The organism is Kitasatospora sp. CMC57 (assembly GCF_045866025.2).
Lineage (GTDB): Bacteria > Actinomycetota > Actinomycetes > Streptomycetales > Streptomycetaceae > Kitasatospora.
The window spans coordinates 871557-896799 of record NZ_AP035881.2 but is presented as its reverse complement, the minus strand read 5'-3'; the positions used below and the strand labels follow the sequence as shown (position 1 = coordinate 896799).

General features: G+C 71.8%; 24 protein-coding genes. 22 read left to right on the top strand and 2 right to left on the bottom strand.

From position 1 onward, the window contains the following. The first annotated feature begins 44 nt into the window (after window positions 1-44). From efp to ACKUU6_RS04125, 4 genes are all read left to right on the top strand, one after another. Window positions 45-608, top strand: coding sequence for an elongation factor P (efp, locus tag ACKUU6_RS04140; RefSeq protein WP_407987058.1), 564 nt, complete (start codon window positions 45-47; stop codon window positions 606-608). 2 nt (window positions 609-610) lie between these two features. Then, complete coding sequence (nusB, locus tag ACKUU6_RS04135; protein ID WP_407987057.1) at window positions 611-1051, top strand: transcription antitermination factor NusB; 441 nt, start codon at window positions 611-613, stop codon at window positions 1049-1051. A gap of 127 nt (window positions 1052-1178) precedes the next feature. Continuing rightward, complete coding sequence (locus ACKUU6_RS04130) at window positions 1179-1994, top strand: thioesterase family protein (protein WP_407987056.1); 816 nt, start codon at window positions 1179-1181, stop codon at window positions 1992-1994. A gap of 124 nt (window positions 1995-2118) precedes the next feature. Continuing rightward, complete coding sequence (locus ACKUU6_RS04125; protein WP_407987055.1) at window positions 2119-2985, top strand: hypothetical protein; 867 nt, start codon at window positions 2119-2121, stop codon at window positions 2983-2985. 73 nt (window positions 2986-3058) lie between these two features. Here ACKUU6_RS04125 and ACKUU6_RS04120 read toward each other — a convergent pair whose 3' ends face one another. After that, entirely contained in the window at window positions 3059-3562 is a 504-nt protein-coding gene (locus tag ACKUU6_RS04120; RefSeq protein ID WP_057228131.1) for a transcriptional regulator, read from the bottom strand. Window positions 3563-3877: 315 nt separating this feature from the next. Between ACKUU6_RS04120 and pyrR the strand changes: the two genes are divergently transcribed. The 15 genes from pyrR (at window position 3878) to ACKUU6_RS04045 (ending at window position 21258) form a co-directional block, all read left to right on the top strand. After that, window positions 3878-4483, top strand: a complete 606-nt coding sequence (pyrR, locus tag ACKUU6_RS04115) for a bifunctional pyr operon transcriptional regulator/uracil phosphoribosyltransferase PyrR (protein ID WP_407987054.1) — start codon at window positions 3878-3880, stop codon at window positions 4481-4483. Window positions 4484-4562: 79 nt separating this feature from the next. Next, a complete protein-coding gene (locus tag ACKUU6_RS04110) occupies window positions 4563-5867 on the top strand; it encodes a dihydroorotase (RefSeq protein ID WP_407987053.1) in 1305 nt (434 codons plus the stop codon). Window positions 5868-5917: 50 nt separating this feature from the next. After that, window positions 5918-6424, top strand: a complete 507-nt coding sequence (locus ACKUU6_RS04105) for a hypothetical protein (protein WP_407992033.1) — start codon at window positions 5918-5920, stop codon at window positions 6422-6424. Next, the gene (gene carA / locus ACKUU6_RS04100; RefSeq protein WP_407987052.1) at window positions 6421-7596 is read left to right on the top strand and encodes a glutamine-hydrolyzing carbamoyl-phosphate synthase small subunit; all 1176 of its coding nucleotides are present in this window, start codon (window positions 6421-6423) and stop codon (window positions 7594-7596) included. The genes ACKUU6_RS04105 and carA overlap by 4 nt, the downstream gene beginning before the upstream one ends. 2 nt (window positions 7597-7598) lie before the next feature. Then, on the top strand, window positions 7599-10907 hold the full coding sequence (carB, locus tag ACKUU6_RS04095) for a carbamoyl-phosphate synthase large subunit (protein ID WP_407987051.1): 3309 nt from the start codon (window positions 7599-7601) through the stop codon (window positions 10905-10907). 69 nt (window positions 10908-10976) lie between these two features. Beyond that, window positions 10977-12074, top strand: a complete 1098-nt coding sequence (locus ACKUU6_RS04090; RefSeq protein ID WP_407987050.1) for a quinone-dependent dihydroorotate dehydrogenase — start codon at window positions 10977-10979, stop codon at window positions 12072-12074. Between the two features lie 112 nt (window positions 12075-12186). After that, window positions 12187-13041 (top strand): dihydroorotate dehydrogenase electron transfer subunit, encoded by an 855-nt coding sequence (locus ACKUU6_RS04085; RefSeq protein ID WP_407987049.1) that lies wholly within the window; start codon window positions 12187-12189, stop codon window positions 13039-13041. Further along, window positions 13041-14000 (top strand): dihydroorotate dehydrogenase, encoded by a 960-nt coding sequence (locus ACKUU6_RS04080; protein WP_407987048.1) that lies wholly within the window; start codon window positions 13041-13043, stop codon window positions 13998-14000. Before ACKUU6_RS04085 ends, ACKUU6_RS04080 begins: the two co-directional genes overlap by 1 nt. A gap of 10 nt (window positions 14001-14010) precedes the next feature. After that, complete coding sequence (gene pyrF, locus ACKUU6_RS04075) at window positions 14011-14844, top strand: orotidine-5'-phosphate decarboxylase (protein ID WP_407987047.1); 834 nt, start codon at window positions 14011-14013, stop codon at window positions 14842-14844. Window positions 14845-15126: 282 nt separating this feature from the next. Beyond that, window positions 15127-15453, top strand: a complete 327-nt coding sequence (mihF, locus tag ACKUU6_RS04070) for an integration host factor, actinobacterial type (RefSeq protein WP_407987046.1) — start codon at window positions 15127-15129, stop codon at window positions 15451-15453. A gap of 72 nt (window positions 15454-15525) precedes the next feature. Beyond that, window positions 15526-16083, top strand: a complete 558-nt coding sequence (gmk, locus tag ACKUU6_RS04065; RefSeq protein WP_407987045.1) for a guanylate kinase — start codon at window positions 15526-15528, stop codon at window positions 16081-16083. Between the two features lie 61 nt (window positions 16084-16144). Further along, on the top strand, window positions 16145-16411 hold the full coding sequence (gene rpoZ / locus ACKUU6_RS04060; RefSeq protein WP_057228106.1) for a DNA-directed RNA polymerase subunit omega: 267 nt from the start codon (window positions 16145-16147) through the stop codon (window positions 16409-16411). A gap of 136 nt (window positions 16412-16547) precedes the next feature. Beyond that, the gene (coaBC, locus tag ACKUU6_RS04055; RefSeq protein ID WP_407987044.1) at window positions 16548-17765 is read left to right on the top strand and encodes a bifunctional phosphopantothenoylcysteine decarboxylase/phosphopantothenate--cysteine ligase CoaBC; all 1218 of its coding nucleotides are present in this window, start codon (window positions 16548-16550) and stop codon (window positions 17763-17765) included. A 130-nt stretch (window positions 17766-17895) separates the two neighbouring features. Next, window positions 17896-19104, top strand: a complete 1209-nt coding sequence (gene metK / locus ACKUU6_RS04050; protein WP_407987043.1) for a methionine adenosyltransferase — start codon at window positions 17896-17898, stop codon at window positions 19102-19104. A gap of 87 nt (window positions 19105-19191) precedes the next feature. Further along, window positions 19192-21258: a primosomal protein N' gene (locus ACKUU6_RS04045; RefSeq protein ID WP_407987042.1), complete on the top strand. Its 2067-nt coding sequence runs from the start codon at window positions 19192-19194 to the stop codon at window positions 21256-21258. A 231-nt stretch (window positions 21259-21489) separates the two neighbouring features. Here the strand turns inward: ACKUU6_RS04045 and ACKUU6_RS04040 are convergent, their stop codons facing one another. Then, window positions 21490-21969 carry a hypothetical protein gene (locus ACKUU6_RS04040; protein ID WP_407987041.1) on the bottom strand — a complete coding sequence of 160 codons (480 nt, stop codon included), beginning with the start codon at window positions 21967-21969 and terminating at the stop codon, window positions 21490-21492. A gap of 204 nt (window positions 21970-22173) precedes the next feature. On the opposite strand from ACKUU6_RS04040, the gene def reads away from it, so the two are divergent. The 3 genes from def to ACKUU6_RS04025 all read left to right on the top strand — a co-directional run bounded on the left by def (window position 22174) and on the right by ACKUU6_RS04025 (window position 25227). Then, window positions 22174-22713, top strand: coding sequence for a peptide deformylase (gene def, locus ACKUU6_RS04035; protein WP_407992032.1), 540 nt, complete (start codon window positions 22174-22176; stop codon window positions 22711-22713). Window positions 22714-22759: 46 nt separating this feature from the next. Then, entirely contained in the window at window positions 22760-23698 is a 939-nt protein-coding gene (gene fmt, locus ACKUU6_RS04030; RefSeq protein ID WP_407987040.1) for a methionyl-tRNA formyltransferase, read from the top strand. Between the two features lie 86 nt (window positions 23699-23784). After that, window positions 23785-25227, top strand: a complete 1443-nt coding sequence (locus tag ACKUU6_RS04025) for an RsmB/NOP family class I SAM-dependent RNA methyltransferase (RefSeq protein WP_407987039.1) — start codon at window positions 23785-23787, stop codon at window positions 25225-25227. Window positions 25228-25243 lie beyond the last annotated feature (16 nt).

Sequence of the window (25243 nt, the reverse complement as noted above, 5' to 3'; positions counted from 1 at the left end):
ATCCCTTGGTTCCTTGACAGCTATATCCAGGAGTTAGTGCGCCCGTGGCTTCCACGAACGATCTCAAGAACGGCATGGTCCTCAAGCTGGACGGGGGCAAGCTGTGGTCCGTCGTCGAGTTCCAGCACGTCAAGCCCGGTAAGGGTCCGGCCTTCGTGCGCACGAAGCTCAAGGAGGTCCTGACCGGCAAGGTCGTCGACAAGACCTTCAACGCCGGCACCAAGGTGGAGACCGCCAACGTCGACAAGCGTGGGATGCAGTTCTCCTACAAGGACGGCGAGCAGTTCGTGTTCATGGACACGGACACCTACGACCAGATCATGGTCGACCCGGCCGTCGTCGGCGACGCCGCCAAGTACCTGCTCGAGGGCTTCGAGGCCTTGGTCGCGATGTACGAGGGCTCGGCCATCTACATCGAGCTCCCGGCCTCCGTCGAGCTGGTCATCTCGCACACCGAGCCCGGCGTGCAGGGCGACCGCTCCACCGGTGGCTCCAAGCCGGCCACCCTGGAGACCGGCGCCGAGATCGCCGTGCCGCTCTTCATCGTCACCGGCGAGAAGATCAAGGTCGACACCCGCGACGGCAGCTACCTGGGTCGGGTCAAGTAAAAGTGTCAGCTGCGCGCACCAAGGCCCGTACCCGGGCCTTCCAGATCCTCTTCGAGGCCGACCACCGTGGTGTCGACCCGCAGCGGGTGCTCGCCGACTGGATCGCGCGTTCGCGCGACCCCAAGCCGGACGAGGGCATCCCGCAGGTGGGCGAGTACACCATGCAGTTGATCGAGGGATACGTCCAGCACGCCAGGAAGATCGACGACCTGATCTCCACCTACGCGGTGGGCTGGACCCTGGACCGGATGCCGATCGCGGACCGCAACGTCCTGCGCCTCGGCACCTACGAGCTGATCTGGGAGGACGGCGTCCCTGACGCGGTCGTCCTGGACGAGGCCGTCGAGATCGCCAAGGAGTACTCCACGGACGACTCCCCGGCCTTCGTGAACGGTCTGCTCGCCCGCTTCCTGGAGCTCAAGCCGACGATCCGTCGCGACTGACGCCCCGTCGGAGATGCCGCCGCCCCGCCCGGGGGCGGCGGCATTTTCGTGTTCCGCCGGGCGGGTGGGCTGACGTATGTTTGGCTACTGACGGGTAACTCTTTTTGGCGAGAGGGCGGCTCCACCCATGACCACCGCGACACGCAGCGAGTTCGACCAGGGCATCGCCCTCGGCCAGGCCGGGCCCGGCAGCTACCGGGGCGAGCTCGGCGAGGGCTGGCAGATCGGCGGCGGTGTCAACGGTGGGCTGCTGCTCGCGGTGGCCGGGCACGCCCTGTCGATGGAGCACCCCGAGCACCCCGACCCGGTCTCGATCAGCGGTTACTACCTCTCCGCCTCGACCCCCGGCCCGGTCACCGTGACCACCGAGACCGTCCGGCGCGGCCGCTCGCTCTCCACCGGCACCGCCTCGCTGATCCAGAACGGCGAGGAGCGGCTGCGGGTGCTCGCCACGTACGGGGACCTCGCGGGGCAGGAGGGGGAGGTGCGGACCAGTGCCGTGCCGTTCGAGATGCCGCCGCCGGAGCAGTGCATCGGCGTCGAGCACGCGCCGAAGCAGCTGATCGAGCAGGCCGCACTGCTGGAGCGGTTCGACCTGCGGCTGGACCCGGCGACGGTGGGGTGGGCGCTCGGGGCGCCGTCCGGGGAGGGGCGGATCCAGGGCTGGTTCAAGCTGGCGGACGGGCGGGAGCCGGATCCGCTGATGCTGCTGCTGGTCGCCGACGCGCTGCCGCCGGTGACCTTCGACCTCGGCATGCCGGGGTGGGCGCCGACCATCGAACTGACGGTCCACCTGCGGGCCCGGCCGGTTCCGGGCTGGCTCCGGGTCAGGCACTCCACCCGCAACCTGGCCGGCGGGTACTTCGAGGAGGACGCCGAGATCTGGGACGCGTCCGGCCGCCTGGTGGCCCAGTCGCGGCAGCTGGCGCGGGCGCCCAGGTAGGCATGCTCGGCGGGCGCCCGGTGTGCTCACGTTCAGTTACAGTCCTGTGACACCTGGTGCGTGTGCGATCGCGGTGGGCGGGGAGGAAGAGGGGCAAGCACCCCTCCACCTCCAGGAGCCCCCGATGAGCCGCAACGGTCGTAACCCCCGGTCCTCCCGCTGCACCGCCGCCGGTCGTGCGGCCCGGCAGGAGGGGCAGGCGTTCGTGACGGGGATCCTGACCAGTCGGGCCGACTTCGAGCGGGCGCGGGAGTGGCAGTTGGCGGAGGCGGCGGACTACGACAGCTACCTGCTGGACACCGCCGTGCTGCTGGACGAGGCGCGGCGGACCTTCGGGCTGGTCCAGGCGCGGATGTTCCACCCGGAGGACTTCGCGGACTTCTGCCTGCTGCACGGGCTCGACCCGGCGGAGCAGGGCTCCCGGGACCGGTACCTGGTCAATCCGCCGCTGCGGACCCAACTGCTGCCGTACCAGGGGGAGGAGCTGACCGGTGACTTCATCCCGCGTCTGGTCCGGGCCAGGGAGAGCGGTCTGACGCTGCGGCACGCGGACCTGCTGGTGGACGGCGGACTCTTCGAACCGGACGAGGAGACCGATCCGGCGGTGCGGCGGGCGTACCAGTCGGCGGCGGAGCTGTTCCGCCGGATGTTGGTGGGGGCCGGGGCGGGGACGTACCAGTTCCGCTGTGCGGTGGAGGGGCCGGGCGGCAGGCTGACCGCCGAGGCCAGCATCCTGCACTGGGAGGACGGCGTGGTGCGGATCAACGACGAGGACCTCGACCTGGTGGTCGCGGTGCTCTGCGCCGGCCTCTACCGCGAGCTGCCGGGCGCGGCGCTGCTGCACGGGACGCAGGGCTCGGCGGGCACGTGCGGCGAGTACCGGCAGGTGTCGTGGGCCTGGCAGAGCGGCGGGGCCGGGTACCGGCCCGCCACGGCGCAGCTGGAGGGGGTCCGGGCGGAGCCCGGGTTCAGCCTCGGCTCGATCTGCTGATGGGGAACGGCCGACTGCGGGACGGGTGCACGAAGCCCCGTCCCGCCGTGACGTTTCTGCACCTGGCGTCAGGTCAGCCAGCGTCCTCGTCCCGCACCGCGCGGCGCGCGTCCGGGTTCAGCACACCCCAGCTGATGAGCTGCTCGGTGAGGATCGAGGGGGACTGGTCGTAGATCACGGCGAGCGTGCGCAGATCGTCCTGACGGATCGACAGCACCTTGCCGTTGTAGTCCCCGCGCTGGCTCTGGATGGTGGCGGCGTAGCGCTGGAGCGGACCGGCCTTCTCGGACGGGACCTGGGTCAGTCTCTCCAGGTCGAGCACCAGGCGCGGCGGCGGCTCGGCCGCACCGCCGGGCGTACCGCCGGGCAGCAGCTCCTGCACCGGAACACCGTAGAACTCGGCCAGCTCGGCGAGGCGCTGCACCGTGACCGCGCGGTCCCCACGCTCGTACGAGCCGACCACCACGGCCTTCCAGCGCCCCTGGGACTTCTCCTCGACGCCGTGCAGGGAGAGCCCCTGCTGAGTGCGGATCGCCCGGAGCTTGGCCCCGAGCTGCTTCGCGTAGTCGCTGGACATTGGTCTCCCCGGACGAGATTGCTTCGCGTATCGCGTTGAGTGTGGGTCACGAACAGCGAGTGGTTCAGCTGCGGTTTCCGGTCGCGTTACCGATGGGTTCGGCGGCCGTCTCGTAACTCACTGTGAGGTTACGTAGAGTGAGGTAGTTGCGTCAAGCCGAATGGGGCAGTCGTGCGAACGACACCCGCAGGTCGGGGCGGCGGGCGGCGGTGATCGCGCTGTTAGGATGGCGATGGCTTCCGGCGCGACCGGGGCCCGTCCACAGACATCCTTTAAAGCCCGTCCAGTGAGGCGGGGAAGGAGGTCGGCTTCGGCATGACCACACGCATCGATACCGCGCGTCCACCGCACCAGGTGCTGGACGCCACCGACGTGGCCCGGGTGATCACCCGGATCGCACACGAGATCGTCGAGCGCGCCAAGGGCGCGGAGGACGTCGTGCTGCTCGGCATCCACACCCGGGGTGTCCACCTCGCCCGTCGGCTGCACGCCAAGCTGGCGCAGATCACCGGCCGCGACATACCCCTCGGCACCCTGGACATCACGATGTACCGGGACGACCTCCAGCTGAAGCCGGCCCGCGCGGCCGAGCACACCGAGATCCCGCCCGGCGGGATCGAGGGCAAGCTGGTGGTCCTGGTCGACGACGTGCTGTTCTCCGGCCGCACCATCCGGGCCGCGCTCGACGCGCTCAGCGACATCGGCCGCCCGCGCGCCGTGCAGCTGGCCGTACTGGTCGACCGCGGCCACCGCGAGCTGCCGATCCGGGCCGACTACGTGGGCAAGAACCTGCCGACCTCGCTGCGCGAGGCGGTCCAGGTGCAGCTCTCCGACGTCGACGGCCGCGACGCCGTCCTGGTCGGGGACCGCGACTACGCGGCCCGGTCCTCGCAGGCCCTCGCCTCCCGCCCCGGGGAGTAGCGGCCGTCGGCGCACCCAGCTCGACGCGTCCGTCCGCGATGCCCGGCACCCACGTACCGAACCTCCCCGGAGTACAGCTGTGACCAGCTACCTGATCCGTAACGCCCAGATCCTCGGCGGCGCCCCGCAGGACCTGTTCCTCGCCCACGGCGTCATCGCCGGGATCGGCACCGGCCTGACCGTCGAGGCCGACATCGACATCGACGCCCGCGGCCTGATCGTGCTGCCCGGCCTGGTGGACCTGCACACCCACCTGCGCCAGCCCGGCAAGGAGGACGCCGAGACCGTCCTGACGGGCACTCAGGCCGCCGCCAAGGGCGGCTACACCGCCGTGCACGCGATGGCCAACACCACGCCGACCGCCGACACGCCCGCCGTGGTCGAGCAGGTCAGGCAGCTCGGCCTCGACTCCGGCTACTGCGACGTGCACCCGGTCGGCGCCGTCACGGTCGGCCTGGAGGGCAAGCAGCTGGCCGACCTGGACGGCATGCACCGCTCGGCCGCCGCCGTGAAGGTCTTCTCGGACGACGGCAAGTGCGTGGACGACGCCGCGCTGATGCGCGCCGCGCTGGAGTACGTGAAGACCGTCGACGGCGTGGTGGCCCAGCACGCGCAGGAGCCCCGGCTGACCGAGGGTGCCCAGATGAACGAGGGCACCGTCTCCGCCGAGCTCGGCCTGCCGGGCTGGCCCGCCGTCGCGGAGGAGGCGATCATCGCCCGCGACGTGCTGCTCGCCTCGCACCTCGGGGCCCGGCTGCACGTCTGCCACCTGTCCACCAAGGGCTCGGTGGAGATCGTCCGCTGGGCCAAGGCGCAGGGCTGGGACGTCACCGCCGAGGTGACGCCGCACCACCTGCTGCTCACCGACGAGCTGGTGCGCACCGAGGACGCCGTCTTCAAGGTCAACCCGCCGCTGCGCACCGAGCAGGACGTCATGGCGCTGCGCGCGGCGCTGGCCGACGGCACCATCGACGCGGTGGCCACCGACCACGCACCGCACCCGGACGCGGACAAGGACTGCGCCTGGGCGGTCGCGGCGATGGGCATGGTCGGTCTGGAGACCGCGCTCTCGGTGGTGCAGCAGACCATGGTCGAGACCGGCCTGCTGAACTGGGAGGGCGTCGCGGACCGGATGTCGCACCGCCCGGCTCGGATCGGCCGGCTGACCGGCCAGGGGCGTCCCGTCTCGGTCGGCGAGCCTGCCAACCTGGTGCTCTTCGATCCCGCGTACCGTGGGACCGTGACTGCCGACAGCTTCGCCACCCGTAGCCGGAACACCCCCTTCAAGGGCCTCGAACTGCCCGGGAGGGTGCACGCCACCTTCCTGCGCGGCGAGGCCACCGTCCTGGCGGGCGAGCTCGCCGAGCCGGGGGTGGCGCTGTGATCGCGCAGGAGAAGGCGCGGATCACCGACTGGTCCGGCTACCTGGGCTGGATGGTCGGGCTGGCGATCCTGGTCGGGCTCGTCTACTGGCTGATGCGGCAGGGCTGGAACTGGCGCCGCACCCTGCAGTCCGACCTGCCGCCGCTGCCGGAGCTGCCCGCGGACCCGGGCACCCCGTTGCTGGAGGGCACCGGCCGCTACCACGGCTCCACCACCGCCGGGAACTGGCTGGACCGGGTCGTCGCGCACGGCCTCGGGACCCGCAGCCTGGCCGAACTGACCCTCACCGAGCAGGGCCTGTTGGTCCGTCGCCCCGGTGACGTGGACTTCTGGGTCCCGGCCGGGAGCCTGACGGCGGTCAGGACCGACTCCGGGATCGCGGGCAAGGTGGTCCCCGGCGGACTGCTGGTCATCACCTGGGACCTCGGGGGCACCGCACTGGACTCCGGCTTCCGGGCCGACCGCGCGGAGCAGCACACCGCCTGGGTCGAGGCGGTCGAGGCTCTGCTGACACGACGTACGACGAAGACGAAGAAGACGGAAGAGGCCATCTCATGACCGCACCTGCCCCCACCACCAAGCGCCACAGGCGGGAGCGAGTGCCCGCCGTGCTCGTCCTTGAGGACGGCCGCACCTTCCGCGGGCAGGCGTACGGCGCGGTCGGCGAGACCTTCGGCGAGGCGGTCTTCAACACCGGCATGTCCGGCTACCAGGAGACCCTGACCGACCCGTCGTACCACCGTCAGGTGGTCGTCATGACGGCGCCCCAGATCGGCAACACCGGTTGGAACGACGAGGACGACGAGTCGGAGCAGATCTGGGTGGCCGGTTACGTGGTCCGTGACCCCTCCCGGATCCCGTCCAACTGGCGCTCGCTGCGCTCGCTGGACGAGGAGCTGACCAACCAGGGCGTCGTGGGCATCAGCGGCATCGACACCCGGGCGCTCACCCGGCACCTGCGCGAGCGCGGGGCGATGCGGGTCGGCATCTTCTCCGGCCCCGCGCTGGCCGAGGAGGCCGAGCTGCTGGCCCGAGTCAACCAGGCGCCGGAGATGAAGGGCGCCGACCTGTGCGCCGAGGTCGCCACCGACGAGGTCTACGTCGTCCCGGCGATCGGCGAGAAGAAGTTCACCGTCGCTGCGCTGGACCTCGGCATCAAGGGCATGACCCCGCACCGGATGGCCGAGCGCGGCATCGAGGTGCACGTCTTCCCGGCCAACTCCACGGTCGAGGAGCTGTACGCGGTGCAGCCCGACGGGGTGTTCTTCTCCAACGGCCCCGGTGACCCGGCGACCGCCGAGCACCAGGTCTCGGTGGCCCGCGAGGTACTGGCGAAGAAGACGCCGTTCTTCGGAATCTGCTTCGGCAACCAGATCCTCGGCCGTGCGCTGGGCTTCGGCACCTACAAGCTCAAGTACGGCCACCGCGGCATCAACCAGCCGGTGCAGGACCGCACCACGGGCAAGGTCGAGGTCACCGCGCACAACCACGGCTTCGCCGTGGAGGCGCCGCTGGACCGGGTGAGTGACACCCCGTTCGGCCGCGCCGAGGTCTCCCACGTCTGCCTGAACGACGACGTGGTCGAGGGCCTGCAGTGCCTGGACACCCCCGCGTTCTCGGTCCAGTACCACCCCGAAGCAGCGGCGGGCCCGCACGACGCCGCCTACCTCTTCGACCGTTTTGTCGACCTGATGGCCGGCGCCCCGGCCCGCACCACCGCAGGGAGCTGACCGTGCCGAAGCGCACTGACATCAAGTCCGTCCTGGTGATCGGCTCCGGCCCGATCGTCATCGGCCAGGCCGCCGAGTTCGACTACTCCGGCACCCAGGCCTGCCGCGTGCTGCGGGCCGAGGGCCTGCGGGTCGTGCTGGTGAACTCCAACCCGGCCACGATCATGACCGACCCGGAGATCGCCGACGCCACCTACGTCGAGCCGATCACCCCGGAGTTCGTCGAGAAGATCATCGCCAAGGAGCGCCCCGACGTGCTCCTGCCGACCCTCGGCGGGCAGACCGCGCTGAACACCGCGATCTCGCTGCACGAGAACGGCGTGCTCGCCAAGTACGGCGTCGAGCTGATCGGCGCCAACGTCGAGGCGATCCACAAGGGCGAGGACCGCCAGCTGTTCAAGGGCGTGGTCGAGGCGGTCAACGCCAAGATCGGGCACGGCGAGTCGGCCCGTTCGGTGATCTGCCACTCGATGGACGACGTCATCAACGGCGTGGAGACGCTGGGTGGTTACCCGGTCGTGGTCCGTCCCTCCTTCACCATGGGCGGCGCCGGCTCCGGCTTCGCCCACGACGAGGGGGAGCTGCGCCGGATCGCCGGCCAGGGCCTGACCCTCTCGCCGACCACCGAGGTGCTCCTGGAGGAGTCCATCCTCGGCTGGAAGGAGTACGAGCTCGAGCTGATGCGCGACAAGAACGACAACGTCGTGGTGGTCTGCTCGATCGAGAACTTCGACCCGATGGGCGTGCACACCGGTGACTCGATCACCGTCGCCCCGGCGATGACCCTGACGGACCGTGAGTACCAGACGCTGCGTGACATCGGCATCGCGATCATCCGCGAGGTCGGCGTCGACACCGGCGGCTGCAACATCCAGTTCGCGATCAACCCGGCCGACGGCCGGATCATCGTGATCGAGATGAACCCCCGGGTCTCCCGTTCCTCCGCGCTGGCCTCCAAGGCCACCGGCTTCCCGATCGCCAAGATCGCGGCCAAGCTGGCGGTCGGCTACACGCTGGACGAGATCCCGAACGACATCACCGAGAAGACCCCGGCCTCGTTCGAGCCGTCGCTCGACTACGTCGTGGTCAAGGTGCCCCGGTTCGCGTTCGAGAAGTTCCCCTCGGCGGACGCCACCCTCACGACCACCATGAAGTCGGTCGGCGAGGCGATGGCCATGGGCCGCAACTTCCCGGAGGCGCTGAACAAGGCGCTGCGCTCGCTGGAGAAGAAGGGCTCGCAGTTCTCCTGGATCGGCGAGCTCGGCGACAAGGACGAGCTGCTGACCAAGGCCCAGGTCCCGACCGACGGCCGGATCAACACCGTGATGGACGCGATCCGGGCCGGGGCCACCCAGCAGGAGGTGTTCGACGCCACCAAGATCGACCCGTGGTTCGTCGACCAGCTGTTCCTGATCGACGAGATCGCGGTCGAGCTGGCCGAGGCCGAGCGCCTCGACCCGGAGCTGCTGCGGCACGCCAAGCGGCACGGCTTCTCCGACCAGCAGATCGGTGAGATCCGCGGTCTGAAGGCCGACGTGGTCCGCGAGGTGCGGCACGCGCTGGGCATCCGGCCGGTCTTCAAGACGGTGGACACCTGCGCCGCCGAGTTCGCCGCCAAGACCCCGTACTTCTACTCGTCCTACGACGAGGAGAGCGAGGTCGCCCCGCGCACCAAGCCCGCCGTGGTGATCCTGGGCTCCGGCCCGAACCGGATCGGCCAGGGCATCGAGTTCGACTACTCCTGCGTGCACGCCTCCTTCGCGCTCAGCGAGGCCGGGTACGAGACCGTGATGGTCAACTGCAACCCTGAGACCGTCTCCACCGACTACGACACCTCCGACCGGCTCTACTTCGAGCCGCTCACCCTGGAGGACGTGCTGGAGATCGTGCACGCCGAGCAGCAGGCGGGACCGCTGGCCGGTGTCATCGTCCAGCTCGGCGGCCAGACCCCGCTCGGCTTGGCCCAGGCGCTCAAGGACAACGGCGTGCCGATCGTCGGCACCCAGCCCGAGGCGATCGACCTGGCCGAGGAGCGCGGCGCGTTCGGCCGGGTGCTGCGCGACGCGGGCCTGCCCGCGCCCAAGCACGGCACCGCCTTCTCCTTCGAGGACGCCAAGGCGATCGCGGACGAGATCGGCTACCCGGTCCTCGCCCGCCCCTCGTACGTGCTCGGTGGCCGGGGCATGGAGATTGTCTACGACGAGCCGTCCCTCGCCTCCTACCTGGAGCGGCACGCCGGTCTGATCTCCGAGCACCCGGTGCTGATCGACCGCTTCCTGGACGACGCGGTCGAGATCGACGTGGACGCGCTCTACGACGGCGAGGAGCTCTACCTCGGTGGCGTGATGGAGCACATCGAGGAGGCCGGCATCCACTCCGGCGACTCGGCCTGCGCGCTGCCCCCGATCACGCTCGGCGGCTACGACATCAAGCGGCTGCGGGTCTCCACCGAGGCGATCGCCAAGGGCGTGGGCGTCCGGGGCCTGATCAACATCCAGTTCGCGCTGGCCGGGGACATCCTGTACGTGCTGGAGGCCAACCCGCGCGCCTCGCGCACCGTGCCGTTCACCTCCAAGGCCACGGCGGTGCCGCTGGCCAAGGCGGCGGCCCGGATCTCGCTCGGTGCCACCATCGCCGAGCTGCGCAAGGAGGGCCTGCTCCCGGCCGAGGGCGACGGCGGCACGCTGCCGGCCGACTGCCCGATCTCGGTCAAGGAGGCCGTGATGCCGTGGAGCCGCTTCCGCGACATCCACGGCCGCGGCGTGGACACCGTGCTCGGCCCGGAGATGCGCTCCACCGGCGAGGTGATGGGCATCGACAAGGTGTTCGGCACCGCGTACGCCAAGGCGCAGGCCGGCGCGTACGGCGCGCTGCCGACCTCCGGCAAGGTCTTCGTCTCGGTCGCCAACCGCGACAAGCGCAACCTGGTCTTCCCGGCCAGGGCGCTGGTCGAGATGGGCTTCGAGGTGCTCGCCACCTCCGGCACCGCCGAGGTGCTGCAGCGCGGCGGCATCCCGTCCACCGTGGTGCGCAAGCACAGCGAGGGCCCGGGCCCGGACGGCGAGCGGACCATCGTGCAGCTGATCCACGACGGCGAGGTCGACCTGATCATCAACACCCCGTACGGCACCGGCGGCCGGCTCGACGGCTACGAGATCCGTACGGCGGCGGTGTCGCGCGGCGTGCCGTGCCTGACGACCGTTCAGGCGATGGGCGCGGCCGTCCAGGGCAGCGCGGCGCTGGTGCGCGGTGACATCGGGGTGATGTCGCTCCAGGAGCACGCGGCGCTGATCAACGCCGGCCGTAAGTAGCAGGACTCTGGTGGGGGGCACCGCGGGCCGGTGCCCCCCACTTCCATGCCAGTTGAGGAAGGCTCAGCCTTGTACAAGCTCCTGTTCGACCTGGTCTTCAAGAAGATGGACCCGGAGAAGGCCCACCACCTCGCCTTCTTCTGGATCCGGCTGGCCGCCTCGGTGCCCGGTCTGCGGCAGCTGGTGAAGGCGGTGCTGGCCCCCAGGGACCCGGCGCTGCGCACCACCGCGCTCGGGCTCGACCTGCCGGGCCCGTTCGGCCTCGGCGCGGGCTTCGACAAGGACGGGATCGGGATCGACGGCCTGTCGATGCTCGGCTTCGACTTCGTCGAGATCGGCACCGTCACCGGCGAGCCGCAGGCCGGCAACCCGGCGCCCCGGCTGTTCCGCCTGGTCGAGGACCGGGCGCTGATCAACCGGATGGGCTTCAACAACCAGGGCTCGGCCCGGGTGGCCGCCCGGCTCAAGGCGCGCCCGCACACCAGCTCGACCCCGGTGATCGGCGTCAACATCGGCAAGACCAAGGTGGTCGAGGAGGTCGACGCGACCGCCGACTACGTGAAGAGCACCGAGCGGCTCGCCGAGTACGCGGACTACCTGGTGGTCAACGTCTCCTCGCCGAACACCCCCGGGCTGCGCAACCTGCAGACCGTCTCCACGCTGGGCCCGCTGCTGGTGGACGTCCGGCAGGCGGCCGACCGCTCGGTGGCGCACCACGTGCCGCTGCTGGTGAAGATCGCCCCCGACCTGGCCGACGAGGACATCGACGCGATCGCCGACATGGCGGTGCAGATCGGCCTGGACGGCATCATCGCCACCAACACCACGATCGGGCGGGACGGGCTGCGGGAGTCCGCCGCGCGGATCGAGGAGATCGGCATGGGCGGCCTCTCCGGGGCACCGCTCAAGGCGCGGTCGCTGGAGGTGCTGCAGCGGCTGCGGGAGCGGACCGCCGGGCAGCTGGTGCTGGTCGCGGTGGGTGGCATCGAGACGGCGGACGACGCCTGGGAGCGGATCACGCACGGTGCGGACCTGGTGCAGGGGTACAGCGCGTTCGTGTACGAGGGGCCGTTCTGGATGCGGCGGGTGCACAAGGGGCTGTCGGCGCGGCTGAGGGCGAGCGGCTTCACGTCGATCACGGAGGCCGTGGGCAGCGCGAAGGGGTAGCGCTTCCCCGACGGGTGGTGCCGACGGGTCGGGCGGGTGTACGGGCAGAAGTGACAGGGGGGCGTCCGGTTTGGCAGAGTGCGGCGCGAGTCTGCCGGAAAGGTGAGTTGTGATGGCCCATCCAGTTCAGACCGAGGCCGAGGTGGTCGAGTCCGCCCCGGCCGGGGCATACCGGCGGTTGGTGCTCCGGGCGCCCGAGGCAGCCCGTCGGGTCAGGCCCGGACACTTCGCCACGCTGGCTGTCGGCGGTGGTGCCTCCTCGATGCTGTTGCGGCGTGCCTTCTCGATCCACCGCGCCGATGTCGAGGCGGGCACGATCGAGTTGGTGATCGCCGAACGCGGCACCGGCACAAGGGAGTTGGTGCGCAGTCGGGTCGGCGACCGGCTGAACCTGATCGCCCCGCTGGGGACTCCGTTCCCGCTGCCCGACGGTCCGGTCAGCGCGCTGCTGGTGGCCGGCGGCTACGGCAGCGCACCGCTCCTCCCGCTCGCCGAGGAGATCAAGCGGCGCGGTGGCCAGGTCGGCTTCATCCTCGGTGCGGCCACCGAGCCGCGGCTGTTCGGGGTGGAGGCGGCCAGGGCGCTCACCCAGGACGTGCTGGTGGTCACCGAGGACGGTTCGGCCGGGCTGACGGGGCTGGCCACCGACGTCCTGGCGCAGGCCATCAAGGCGATCGACGCCACCGTGGTGCACGCCTGCGGCCCGATGCCGATGCTGCGCGCGGTGACCGCCGTCGCCGAGGAGCTGGGCACCCGCTGCTGGACCGCCGTGGAGGAGTCGATGGCCTGCGGCGTGGGCATCTGCATGACCTGCGTCCTGCCGGTGGTCGGTGAGGACGGGGTGAGCCGGTTCGTACGCTCGTGCACGGACGGTCCGGTCTTCGACGGGGCCAAGGTGCGCTGGGCGGACCTCGGTACCGTCCCCGCCGACCTGGAGGGCGCCGCCGCGATGGGGGTGCGGGGCTGATGGGGGCTCAGCAGGTCGACCTCAGCGTCCCGTTCGGCGGCCGCACGCTGCCCAACCCGCTCACCACCGCCTCCGGCTGCGCCGGGTACGGGCGGGAGCTGGCCAAGTTCGTCCCGCTGGACGAGCTGGGCTCGGTCACCACCAAGACGATCATGCCGTACGCCCGGTCGGGACGGGCCACGCCCCGGATGGCCGAGACGCCGTCCGGGATGCTCAACTCGATCGGCCTCCAGGGCGCCGGGATCGCGCACTTCGTCAAGCACGAGCTGCCCTGGCTGGCCGAGCGCGGCGCCCGGGTGCTGGTGTCGATCGCGGGGGAACGGCTGGAGGAGTTCGCCGAGGTCGCCGAGCAGCTCAACGGGCAGCCCGGGGTGATCGGCCTGGAGGCCAACATCTCTCGCCCGAACGTCGCCGACCGGGGCCTGGTCTTCGCCTGCAACCCGGCCACCTCCTACGACGTGGTGCGGGCGGTGCGCCGGGTGGCCGATGCCGAGCTGCCGGTCTACGCCAAGCTCTCGCCCGACGTCACCTCGATCACCGAGATCGCCGCCGCCTGCGTCCAGGCCGGGGCGGACGGACTCTCGATGATCAACACCACCCTCGGCCTGGCGATCGACCCGGTCACCATGCGACCGGCGCTGGCCGGGACCACCGGGGGCCTGTCAGGGCCGGCGGTCCGCCCGATCGCGGTCCGCTGCGTGTACCAGGTGCACGCCGAGATGCTGGCCGGACGCATCCCGAAGGTCCCGATCCTCGCGATGGGCGGCCTGCGCACCGGCCTGGACGCGCTGGAGTTCGCCCTCGCCGGTGCCTCGGGAGTCGCCGTCGGCACCGCCCTGTTCAACGACCCGGCCGCCCCGCTGCGCATCCTCGACGAGCTGCGCGCCGAGCTGGCGGCCCGTGATTTCACCCGTTTCACCGACGCGGTGGGGTACGCCCACCGCTCTGCCACCAGCTGAAAGGCCGTCCATGACCCTCGCTCCCTTCGGTGCCCGTCTGCACACCGCCCTGGAGACCCGCGGCCGGCTCTGCGTCGGCATCGACCCGCACGCCTCGCTGCTCACGGCCTGGGGCCTGAACGACGACATCGCCGGGCTGGAGACGTTCAGCCGCACGGTGGTGGAGGCGCTGGCCGGCGAGGTGGCGGTGCTCAAGCCGCAGGCCGCGTTCTTCGAGCGGTTCGGCTCCCGGGGTATCGCGGTGCTGGAGCGCTCGGTCGCCGAGGCCAGGGAGGCCGGGGCGCTGGTGCTGATGGACGCCAAGCGCGGCGACATCGGCTCCACCATGGCGGCGTACGCGGAGACCTTCCTCTCCCCGGACCGCGCGCTGTTCTCGGACGCCCTGACGGTCAGTCCCTACCTGGGCTTCGGTTCGCTGCAGCCGGCCGTCGACCTGGCCAGGGCGAACGGCTGCGGCCTGTTCGCGCTGGCGCTCACCTCCAACCCCGAGGGCCACGAGGTGCAGCGCGCGGTCGGCGCCGACGGTGTGAGCGTGGCGCAGGGCGTGCTGAACCGGCTGGCGGCGGAGAACAAGGGTGCCGAGCCGCTCGGCTCGTTCGGCGCGGTGGTCGGGGCGACGCTCGCGGAGGCGGGGGCGGACCTCGCGATCAACGGGCCGCTGCTGGCGCCGGGCGTCGGTGCCCAAGGGGCCACCGCGGCCGACCTGCCCAGGGTGTTCGGCGACTCGGTACGCAACGTGGTGCCCAGCGTGAGCCGCGATGTCCTCAAGCACGGCCCCTCGGTGGCGGCCCTGCGGGCGGCCTCGGCGCGCTTCGTCGAGGAGATCGCGGCCGCGGTGAAGTAACCCGCCCACGTGAGGAGCGTCACACCGGCTGCCCGAACGGGCCGTCAGGCCGGTCGATTTGCCCGGAAAAGTCCTGGTCGACCTCGGCTGACCAGGACTTTTCGTGTTCTTCTCCTGACGTGCGGCCTCAAGTTGGGTAGTGTCCGGCGGGAGGTCACCGAGGGGCGTCGAAAAATCGTCGCTCTCGCAGGTCAGAGCCCTTGGGTTCACCCTGCGGCGGTGTACTTCAGGTACCACCCAGTCATAGCTCATCCCTTCCTTCCACACCCTGAGGTGAACGGCGTGGCTCTTCCGCCCCTTACCCCTGAACAGCGCACCGCTGCGCTCGCCAAGGCTGCCGAAGCCCGTCGGAAGCGCGCCGATGTGAAGAACAAGCTGAAGCACGCCGGCGCTTCGCTGCACGACGTGATCAAGGCCGGCAAGGCCGACGACGAGGTCATCGGCAAGATGAAGGTCTCGGCTCTCCTGGAGAGCATGCCGGGCGTCGGCAAGGTCCGCGCCAAGCAGATCATGGAGCGTCTGGGCATCTCCGAGAGCCGTCGGGTCCGCGGCCTCGGGACGAACCAGATCGCTTCCCTGGAGCGGGAGTTCGGCAGCGCCGCCTCCTGACCGCCTCCTGCGCCGGTACCGGGTCGCGCCCCGGTGGTGCCCGGACCGTCCGCGATCCGGGATAATCGGTGCATGAGTGAACGTCCGCGGCTGACCGTGCTCTCCGGCCCTTCGGGGGTCGGCAAGAGCACGGTCGTCGCTCATCTGAGGAAGCAGCACCCCGAGCTCTGGCTCTCGGTGTCGGTGACCACCCGGCACCCGAGGCCCGGCGAGAAGAACGGGGTCCACTACTACTTCGTCGACAACGACGAGTTCGAGAAGCTGATCGCCAACGGCGAGCTGCTGGAGTGGGCCGTCTTCGCCGGGAACCGGTACGGCACCCCGCGTGCGGCGGTGCTGGAGCGGTTGGAGCAGGGCGTCCCGGTGCTGCTGGAGATCGACCTCCAGGGGGCCAGGCAGGTCCGCGAGTCGATGCCTGAGGCACGTCTGGTCTTCCTCGGCCCGCCGAGCTGGGACGAGCTGGTCCGCCGGCTCACCGGCCGGGGCACCGAGCCGCAGGACGTGATCGACCGTCGGCTGGAGGCCGCCAAGGTGGAGCTGGCCGCCGAGAGCGAGTTCGACACGACCCTTGTCAACAGGTCGGTCGAGCAGGTAGCAGCCGAGCTGCTAGCCTTGCTCGGTGTAGCCTGACCGGATCCTGTTTCGATCCGATCAGCATTCTGTCTTTCTCATTCTTTCGGAAGGTTTTCGCGTGTCCTCTTCCATGACCGCGCCCGAGGGCATCATCAACCCGCCGATCGACGAGCTGCTCGAGGCCACGGACTCGAAGTACAGCCTGGTGATCTACGCCGCCAAGCGCGCCCGTCAGATCAACGCGTACTACTCGCAGCTCGGTGAGGGCCTGCTCGAGTACGTCGGCCCGCTGGTCGACACCCACGTGCACGAGAAGCCGCTGTCGATCGCGCTGCGCGAGATCAACGCGGGCATGCTCACCGCGGAGGCCATCGACGCCGCCTGAGCCACGTCGCTCAGTGGAAGGGCCCGCCGGAGTTCGCTCCGGCGGGCCCTTCCGTGTGTCGAGGGCCATGGTGCGGTGCCGATCTGATGCGCCGTAGGGTTGGGCCCTACCCGCCCCTCGGCAGAGAGAGCCCGCGATGAATGCCAGCCCGCCCAAGGTCGTCCTCGGCGTGAGCGGCGGCATCGCCGCGTACAAGGCTTGCGAGCTGCTCCGCCGGTTCACCGAGTCGGGGCACCAGGTCACCGTGGTGCCGACCGCCGCCGCGCTGCACTTCGTCGGCGAGGCCACCTGGGCGGCGCTGTCCGGACGTCCGGCGGCCACCGAGACCTGGGAGCGGGTGCACGAGGTCCCGCACGTGCGGATCGGCCAGCAGGCGGACCTGGTGGTGGTCGCCCCGGCCACCGCCGACCTGATGGCGAAGGCCGCCCACGGGCTGGCCGACGACCTGCTCACCAACACCCTGCTGACCGCGCGCTGTCCGGTGGTGCTGGCGCCCGCCATGCACACCGAGATGTGGGAGCACCCCGCCACCCAGGAGAACGTCGCGACGCTGCGCCGCCGGGGCGTGATCGTGCTGGAACCCGCCGTCGGCCGGCTGACCGGTGTCGACACCGGCAAGGGCCGGCTGCCCGAGCCGGCCGCGATCTTCGAGTCCTGCCGCCGGGTGCTGGCCCGGGGCGAGCTGACCGCCGACCTGACCGGCCGTCACGTGGTGGTCTCGGCCGGTGGCACCCGGGAGCCGCTCGACCCGGTCCGCTACCTGGGCAATCTGTCCTCCGGGAAGCAGGGCTACGCGCTGGCCGTCACGGCCGCCGCCCGGGGCGCCAGGGTCACCCTGCTCTCCGCCAACGCGACGCTGCCCGACCCCGCCGGGGTGGACGTGGTGCACGTCTCCACCGCGCTGGAGCTGCGCGAGGCTGCGCTGAAGGCGGTGGCCGACGCCGACGCGGTGGTGATGGCGGCGGCGGTGGCCGACTTCCGGCCCGCCGAGTACGCCACCGGGAAGATCAAGAAGAAGGACGGGGAGGACCCCGCGCCGGTCGCGCTGGTCCGCAACCCCGACATCCTGGCCGAGCTCTCCGCGCACCGGGCCCGTCCGGGCCAGCTGGTGGTCGGATTCGCCGCCGAGACCGACGACGTGCTGGCGAACGGCCGGGCCAAGCTGGCCCGGAAGGGCTGCGATCTGCTGGTCGTCAACGAAGTGGGCGGGGGTAAGGCGTTCGGGCGGGATACCAACGCGGCGGTTCTGCTCGGCGCGGACGGCACGGAGGCCGAGATCGCCGACGGGCCCAAGGAATCACTGGCCGACGTGGTCTGGGACGCGGTGGTGGCCCGGCTCGGCGGGGCAGTCTGATCCATCTCACTTTCTGAGGGGATTGCCGCGCGTCGATTGCCGACCGTTACACTCCAGGAACCAGAGTCTTTCCGGATGTCCGGACCAACCGGACATTCAGTCAGCAGCCGCTGCAACCCCAGGGAGCGCTGTGTCTCGCCGCCTGTTCACCTCGGAGTCCGTCACCGAGGGACACCCCGACAAGATCGCTGACCAGATCAGCGACACCATTCTGGACGCGCTCCTCGCCGCCGACCCCAAGTCACGGGTCGCCGTGGAGACGTTGATCACCACCGGCCTGGTGCACATCGCCGGTGAGGTCACCACCAAGGCCTACGCGCCGATCGCGCAGCTGGTCCGGGACAAGATCCTGGAGATCGGCTACGACTCTTCGAAGAAGGGCTTCGACGGCGCCTCGTGCGGCGTGTCGGTGTCCATCGGCGCGCAGTCCCCGGACATCGCGCAGGGTGTCGACACCGCGTACGAGGCGCGGGTCGAGGGTGACGACGACGACCTGGACAAGCAGGGTGCCGGCGACCAGGGCCTGATGTTCGGCTACGCCAGCAACGAGACCCCCGAGCTGATGCCGCTGCCGATCACGCTGGCGCACCGGCTGTCGAAGCGCCTCTCCGAGGTCCGCAAGAACGGCCAGATCCCGTACCTGCGCCCCGACGGCAAGACCCAGGTCACCATCGAGTACGACGGTGACAAGGCGGTCCGGCTGGACACGGTGGTCGTCTCCTCGCAGCACGCGAGCGACATCGACCTGGAGTCGCTGCTGACCCCGGACATCCGCGAGTTCGTCGTGGAGCCGGAGCTCAAGGCGCTCGCCGAGCAGGGCATCGACCTGGAGACCGACGGCTACCGCCTGCTGGTCAACCCGACCGGCCGCTTCGAGATCGGCGGCCCGATGGGCGACGCCGGTCTGACCGGCCGCAAGATCATCATCGACACCTACGGTGGCATGGCCCGCCACGGTGGCGGCGCGTTCTCCGGCAAGGACCCGTCCAAGGTCGACCGCTCCGCCGCGTACGCGATGCGCTGGGTGGCTAAGAACATCGTCGCCGCCGGTCTGGCGTCGCGGGCCGAGGTGCAGGTCGCGTACGCGATCGGCAAGGCCGAGCCGGTGGGTCTGTTCGTGGAGACCTTCGGGACCGAGACGGTGCCGGTGCTGAAGATCCAGGCCGCGGTGTCGGAGGTCTTCGACCTGCGTCCGGCCGCGATCATCCGCGACCTGGACCTGCTGCGGCCGATCTACGCGAAGACCGCCGCGTACGGCCACTTCGGCCGCGAGGACGAGGACTTCACCTGGGAGCGCACCGACCGGGTCGAGCAGCTGAAGAAGGCCGTAGAGGCCTGATCCGCTGCCGGGCGGCGGTCATCCCTTCCACGGGGTGGCCGCCGCCTTCGGCGTTCCTGTCGGACCCGTCTGGTAGATGTTGGAGCGATGAGCAGCACAGACGAGGCCGGTGAGCAGCTCGCCCTCATCCGGGAGACGGTCCGCCGGGCCAAGCCCCGGACGTGGCGCGGTGCGCTGCTGGCCGACGAGCTGCCGGTGGCCCGGGTGGTGGTCGACAAGGGGCTGCTCAGCCTGGACAAGTTCTTCGACTACGCGGTGCCCGCCAACCTCGCCGAGGACGCCCAGCCGGGGGTCCGGGTCCGGGTCCGGTTCGGCGCCCGGGTCGGGACCGGCGGGCGGCGCGAGGGCGGGGAGCTGTACGACGGCTTCGTGGTCGCCCGGCTGGCCGCCTCGGACTTCCCCGGCGCCCTGGCGCCGCTGGCCCAGGTGCTCTCCCCCGAGCGGGTGCTGACGCCGGCTCTGCTGGCGCTCTGCCGGACGGTCGCCGACCGCTACGCCGGATCGCTGGCGGACGTGCTGCAGCTGGCGGTGCCGCCCCGGCACGCCAAGGCGGAGGCCGAGCCCTCGCCGGAGCCGTTGCCGCCGCCCCCCGCTCCGGCGCCGGGCAGCTGGGACCGGTACGTCGACGGAGCGGAGTACTTGACGGCGCTTGCGGACGGCCGCGCGCCCCGGGCGGTCTGGACGGCGCTGCCCGGGCCGACCTGGCCCGAGGAGATCGCCCGCGCGGTGGCCGCCACCCTGGCCGGCGGCCGGGGCGCGCTGGTGGTGCTGCCCGAGGGGCGGTCGGTGGCCCGGGTCGACTCGGCGCTGTCCGAGCTGCTGGGGGAGGGCAGGCACGTCGCGCTGGCGGCCGACCTCGGGCCGAAGGAGCGCTACCGCCGCTGGCTGGCGGTCAGCCGGGGCTCGGTCCGGGCCGCGATCGGGACGCGGGCCGCGATGTTCGCGCCGGTCCGCGACCTGGGCCTGGTGGTGGTCTGGAACGACGGGGACGGAAGCCACGGTGACCAGCGCGCACCGCACCCGCACGCCAGGGAGGTGGCGCTGCTGCGGGCGGCGGAGGAGGGCGCGGGCGTCCTGCTCGGCGGTCTGACCGTGACGGTCGAGGGCGCGCAGCTGCTGCGGACCGGCTGGGCCAGGCCGCTGGCCGCCGCCCGGGAGACGGTCCGGGCCGTCGCGCCCAGGGTGCGGACGGTGACCGATCTGGACCAGGGCCGGGACGCGGCGGCCCAGTACGCCCGGCTGCCCCGCCCGGCCTGGGAGGCGGCGCGCGACGCGCTGACCCGGGGGCCGGTGCTGATCCAGGTGCCCCGGCGCGGGTACGCGCCCCGGCTGGCCTGCGCGCAGTGCCGGACGCCCGCGCGGTGCCGACACTGCGAGGGCCCGTTGGCGGCCGGTTCGGCGGGGGCGGTGCTGGAGTGCGGCTGGTGCGGGACGGCCGAGCCGGAGTGGCACTGCGCCGAGTGCGGGTCGTTCCGGCTGCGGGCGCAGGTGGTGGGCGCGAAGCGGACGGCGGAGGAGCTGGGCAAGGCCTTCCCCCGGGTGCCGGTCCGGACCTCCGGGCGGGACTCGGTGCTGTCGGTGGTGTCGGGGGAGCCCGCGTTGGTGATCTCCACGCCCGGCGCCGAGCCGGTGGCCGAAGGCGGGTACGCGGCCGCGCTGCTGCTGGACGGCTGGGCGCTGCTTGGCCGGCCCGATCTGCGGGCCGGCGAGGAGGCGCTGCGGCTGTGGATGACGGCGGCGGGTCTGGTCCGTCCTGCGGGGGAGGGCGGGACGGTGGTGGTGGTCGCGGAGCCCACCGCCCGGCCCGTACAGGCGCTGGTGCGGTGGGATCCGGCCGGGCATGCGGCGGTCGAGTTGGAGGAGCGGGCGCAGCTGCACTTCCCGCCCGTGTCGCGGATGGCCTCGGTGACGGGGGCTCCGCAGGCGGTGCAGGACCTGCTCTCGCTGATCCGGCTGCCGGAGGGGGCGGACGTGCTCGGTCCCGTGCCCGCGCCCGGCGGGCGCGGGCAGGAGTGGGAGCGGGCGCTGATCCGGGTGGCACCCGGTCAGGGAGCCGCCCTGGCGGCAGCGCTGAAGGCGGCTCAGATCGCCCGGGTCGCGCTGCGGTCGCCGGACCAGGTCCGGATCCGGATCGACCCGCCGGACATCGGCTGACGCGGTATGCGGGCTGGTGGCACCTGCTGGGGGCTCGGGGAAGCTGCGTGGTCACGCGCCGGGTGTGGCTGACGCTCAGGCGAAAGTGCCTGACCATTCGCGCAGCGATCACGCCCCTGAGGCCGGCTTCGCAGTTCCCCGAGCCCCTGGGTCGTAGGCGGCGGGGGCCGTTCCCGAGCCTTGGGGCGTGGGCGGTTGGGCGTGGAGACCCGGCCTTTCGGGGCGGGTGTCTCAGCCTCGGAGCGGGAGGGTGGGGCGTTCGGGTTGGCGGGCGGGGGGGATGGCGCGGGTGAGGGGTGGGAGTTCGTCCTCGGCTTCGGGGCGGGGTTGGGCGGGGAGGGTCGGGGTGAGGTGTTCGGCGGTGGGGCGCCGCATGCCGTACCGGCGGTGGACGGCTTGCTTGGTGACGCCGAGGGCGGAGCCGACGGAGTCCCAGGAGAAGCCGAGGGCGCGGTCGAACTCGACGGCTGCGGCGACCAGGGTCTCGACGCTCTCCCGGAGTTCCTGGGCGAGCCGGACGGTGGGGGCGGGGGCCCGGCCGTAGACCACGAAGCCGGCCGAGGTGCTGGGCCGTCGTGGGCGGTAGACGTTGCCCAGTTGGGCGGTGAGGGTGCGGAGGGCGTCGACCTGGCGCCGTACCCGTTCGATGTCCCGCACCAGCAGGTGCAGGCTGGCCCGCGCCCGGGCGTCGTGGTTGATCTGCTCGGCCATGGCCTCTGGTGCCACCTTTCCCTACGTGTTTCCGGCCCGGGCCTTCGTGCGGCCCGGTCAATCCCACTTGACCAACGCCCGAGTGAGCGCCTGGTCACGCGCAAGGGGCAGACGGGATATGCCAGAAGCCCGGCCGAACCGGCAGGTGGCATTGCATAGACTGGCGGTTGGCCGTTGTCGATCGACCTTCAGGAGACCCTCGGTATGGCGATCCAGCCGATCCGGATGTTCGGTGACCCGGTGCTACGGGCCACCGCCCGGCCGGTGACCACCTTCGACAAGGAGCTGCGGCGCCTGGTGAAGGACCTCACCGAGACCATGCTGGACGCGCCCGGCGCGGGCCTGGCAGCGCCTCAACTCGGCGTCTCGCTCCGGGTGTTCACGTATCACGTGGACGGGGTGGTCGGTCATCTGATCAACCCGGACCTCTCGCTGAGCGAGGAGGAGCAGGACGGCCCCGAGGGCTGCCTCTCACTGCCCGGCCTGCGGTACGACACCAAGCGGGCGTTCGGCGTGGTGGCCAAGGGGTTCAACATGCACGGGGAGCCGGTGACCGTCGAGGGCACCCAGCTGCTGGCCCGCTGCATCCAGCACGAGACCGACCACCTGGACGGCATCATCTTCATCGACCGGCTGGACCGCGAGCAGCGGAAGGCGGCGTTGAAGGCGATCCGGGAGGCGGAGTGGGGCGAGCCGCCGGTGGTGCGGCTGTCGCCGCACTCCACCTTCGGCTCGGCGCGCTGACCCCTCCCTGACACCCGTTCAGATCCTCCGAAAGGCCCCCGCCCCCATGCGTCTCGTCTTCGCCGGCACCCCCGAGGTCGCCGTACCCGCCCTCGATGCCCTGCTCGCCTCGGACCGGCACGAGGTGGTGGCGGTGGTCACCCGCCCCGACGCGGTCTCCGGCCGGGGCCGGAAGATGGTGGCCAGCCCGGTCGCGCAGCGCGCCGAGGCGGCCGGGATCGAGGTCCTCAAGCCGGCGAAGCCGAGCGACGCCGAGTTCATGGCCCGGCTGACCGAGCTGGCCCCGGACTGTTGCCCGGTGGTGGCGTACGGCGCGCTGATCCGCCCGGGTGCGCTGGAGATCCCGAAGCACGGCTGGGTGAACCTGCACTTCTCGCTGCTGCCCGCCTGGCGCGGGGCCGCGCCGGTGCAGCACGCGGTGCTGGCCGGTGACGAGGTGACGGGCGCCTCGACGTTCCGGATCGAACAGGGGCTGGACTCCGGTCCGGTGTTCGGCATCCTGACCGAGGAGATCCGCCCGACCGACACCAGCGGCGAGCTGCTCGGGCGGCTGGCGCAGGCCGGTTCGCGGCTGCTGGTGGCGACCATGGACGGGATCGAGGACGGGGTGCTGCAGGCCGTCCCGCAGCCCACCGAGGGCATCACGCTGGCGCCGAAGATCAACGTCGAGGACGCCCGGGTCGAGTGGGCCCACCCGGCGCTCAGGATCGACCGGTTGGTGCGCGGCTGCGCGCCCGCGCCGGGTGCCTGGACCACCTTCCGGGGCGAGCGGCTCAAGCTGTCGGGCGCGGTGAAGCTGCTGACCGACAGCGCCGAGCTGGCGCCGGGCGAGCTGGCCGTGGTCGGCAAGAACAGCGTCCGGGTCGGCACCGGCAGCCACGAGATCGAGCTCGGCGAGGTGCAGCCGCAGGGCAAGAAGCCGATGCGGGCGGCGGACTGGGCCAGGGGCGTCCGGATCGAGCCCGGTGAGCTGCTCGGGCAGTGACCCCGGCCCCGCCGTTCCGGTGCCGGGCGCGGCACTAGACTGACCCTTTGCATCCGCAGCACCTTACGAGGCACCAGAGGCACCGCATGAGCACCCCCGGCACCACCCCGAACGGCAAGCGCCCCGCCCGTCCGCACCGCCGCCCGAAGAAGGACCCGGCCCGGATCGTCGCGTTCCGCGCGCTGCGGGCCGTCGACGAGCGCGACGCGTACGCCAACCTGATCCTTCCCTCGCTGCTGCGGGAGGCGGAGCAGAAGGGGATGGACCGCCGGGACGCGGCGCTGGCCACCGAGCTGGTGTACGGCACGCTGCGGCTCCAGGGCAGCTACGACGCGATCATCGCCGCCTGCGTCGACCGGCCGCTGCGCGAGGTGGACCCGCCGGTGCTGGACGTGCTGGCCCTCGGCGCGCACCAGCTGCTGACCACCCGGATCCCGACCCATGCGGCGGTCTCCGCTACGGTCGAGCTGGCCCGGGTGGTGCTCGGCGACGGCCGGGCGAAGTTCGTCAACGCGGTGCTGCGCAAGATCAGCGCGCAGGACCTGGACACCTGGCTGGCCCAGGTCGCCCCGCCGTACGAGCAGGACGCCGAGGACCACCTCGCCGTGGTGCACTCGCACCCCCGCTGGGTGGTCTCCGCGCTCTGGGACTCGCTCGGGCGCTGGCAGCCGGACGCCTCCGGGCGGGCCGCGCTTGAGGAGCTGCTGCGGGCCGACAACGAGCGCCCCGAGGTCACCCTGGTGGCCCGCCCCGGCCGCTCGACGGCGGCCGAACTCCTGGACGCCAGGCCGGAGTCGGAGCCGGGTCGGTGGTCCCCGTACGCCGTCCGGCTGGCCGAGGGCGGCGAGCCCGGCGGGATCGAGGCGGTCAAGGAGAACCGGGCCGGCGTGCAGGACGAGGGCAGCCAGCTGGTCGCGCTCGCGCTGGCCGCCGCGCCGGTCGAGGGCCGGGACCGGCTCTGGCTGGACGGCTGCGCGGGCCCCGGCGGCAAGGCCGCGCTGCTCGCCGCGCTGGCCGCCGAGCGCGGCGCGGCCCTGGTCGCCTCGGAGAAGCAGCCGCACCGGGCGCGCCTGGTGGCCCGCGCCCTGGACGGCAACCCCGGTCCGTACACGGTGATCGCCGCCGACGGCACCAAGCCCGCCTGGGCCGAGGGCACCTTCGACCGGACCCTGGTGGACGTGCCCTGTTCCGGCCTCGGCGCGCTGCGCCGCCGTCCGGAGGCACGTTGGCGCCGCCGCCCCGATGACCTGGCCGGTTTCGGTCCGCTCCAGCGCGACCTGTTGCGCGGCGCGATCCGGGCCACCCGGATCGGCGGCGTGGTCGGCTACGCGACCTGCTCGCCGCACCTGGCCGAGACCCGCGCGGTGGTGGACGACGTACTGCGGGACACCCCCGGCCTGGAGTGGATCGACGCCCGCCCGCTGCTGCCCGGTCTCCCCGGTCTCGGCGAGGGCCCGGACGTCCAGCTCTGGCCGCACCTGCACGGCACCGACGCGATGTACCTGGCGCTGTTCCGCCGTACGGCCTGAGCGACCTGACGTTCCG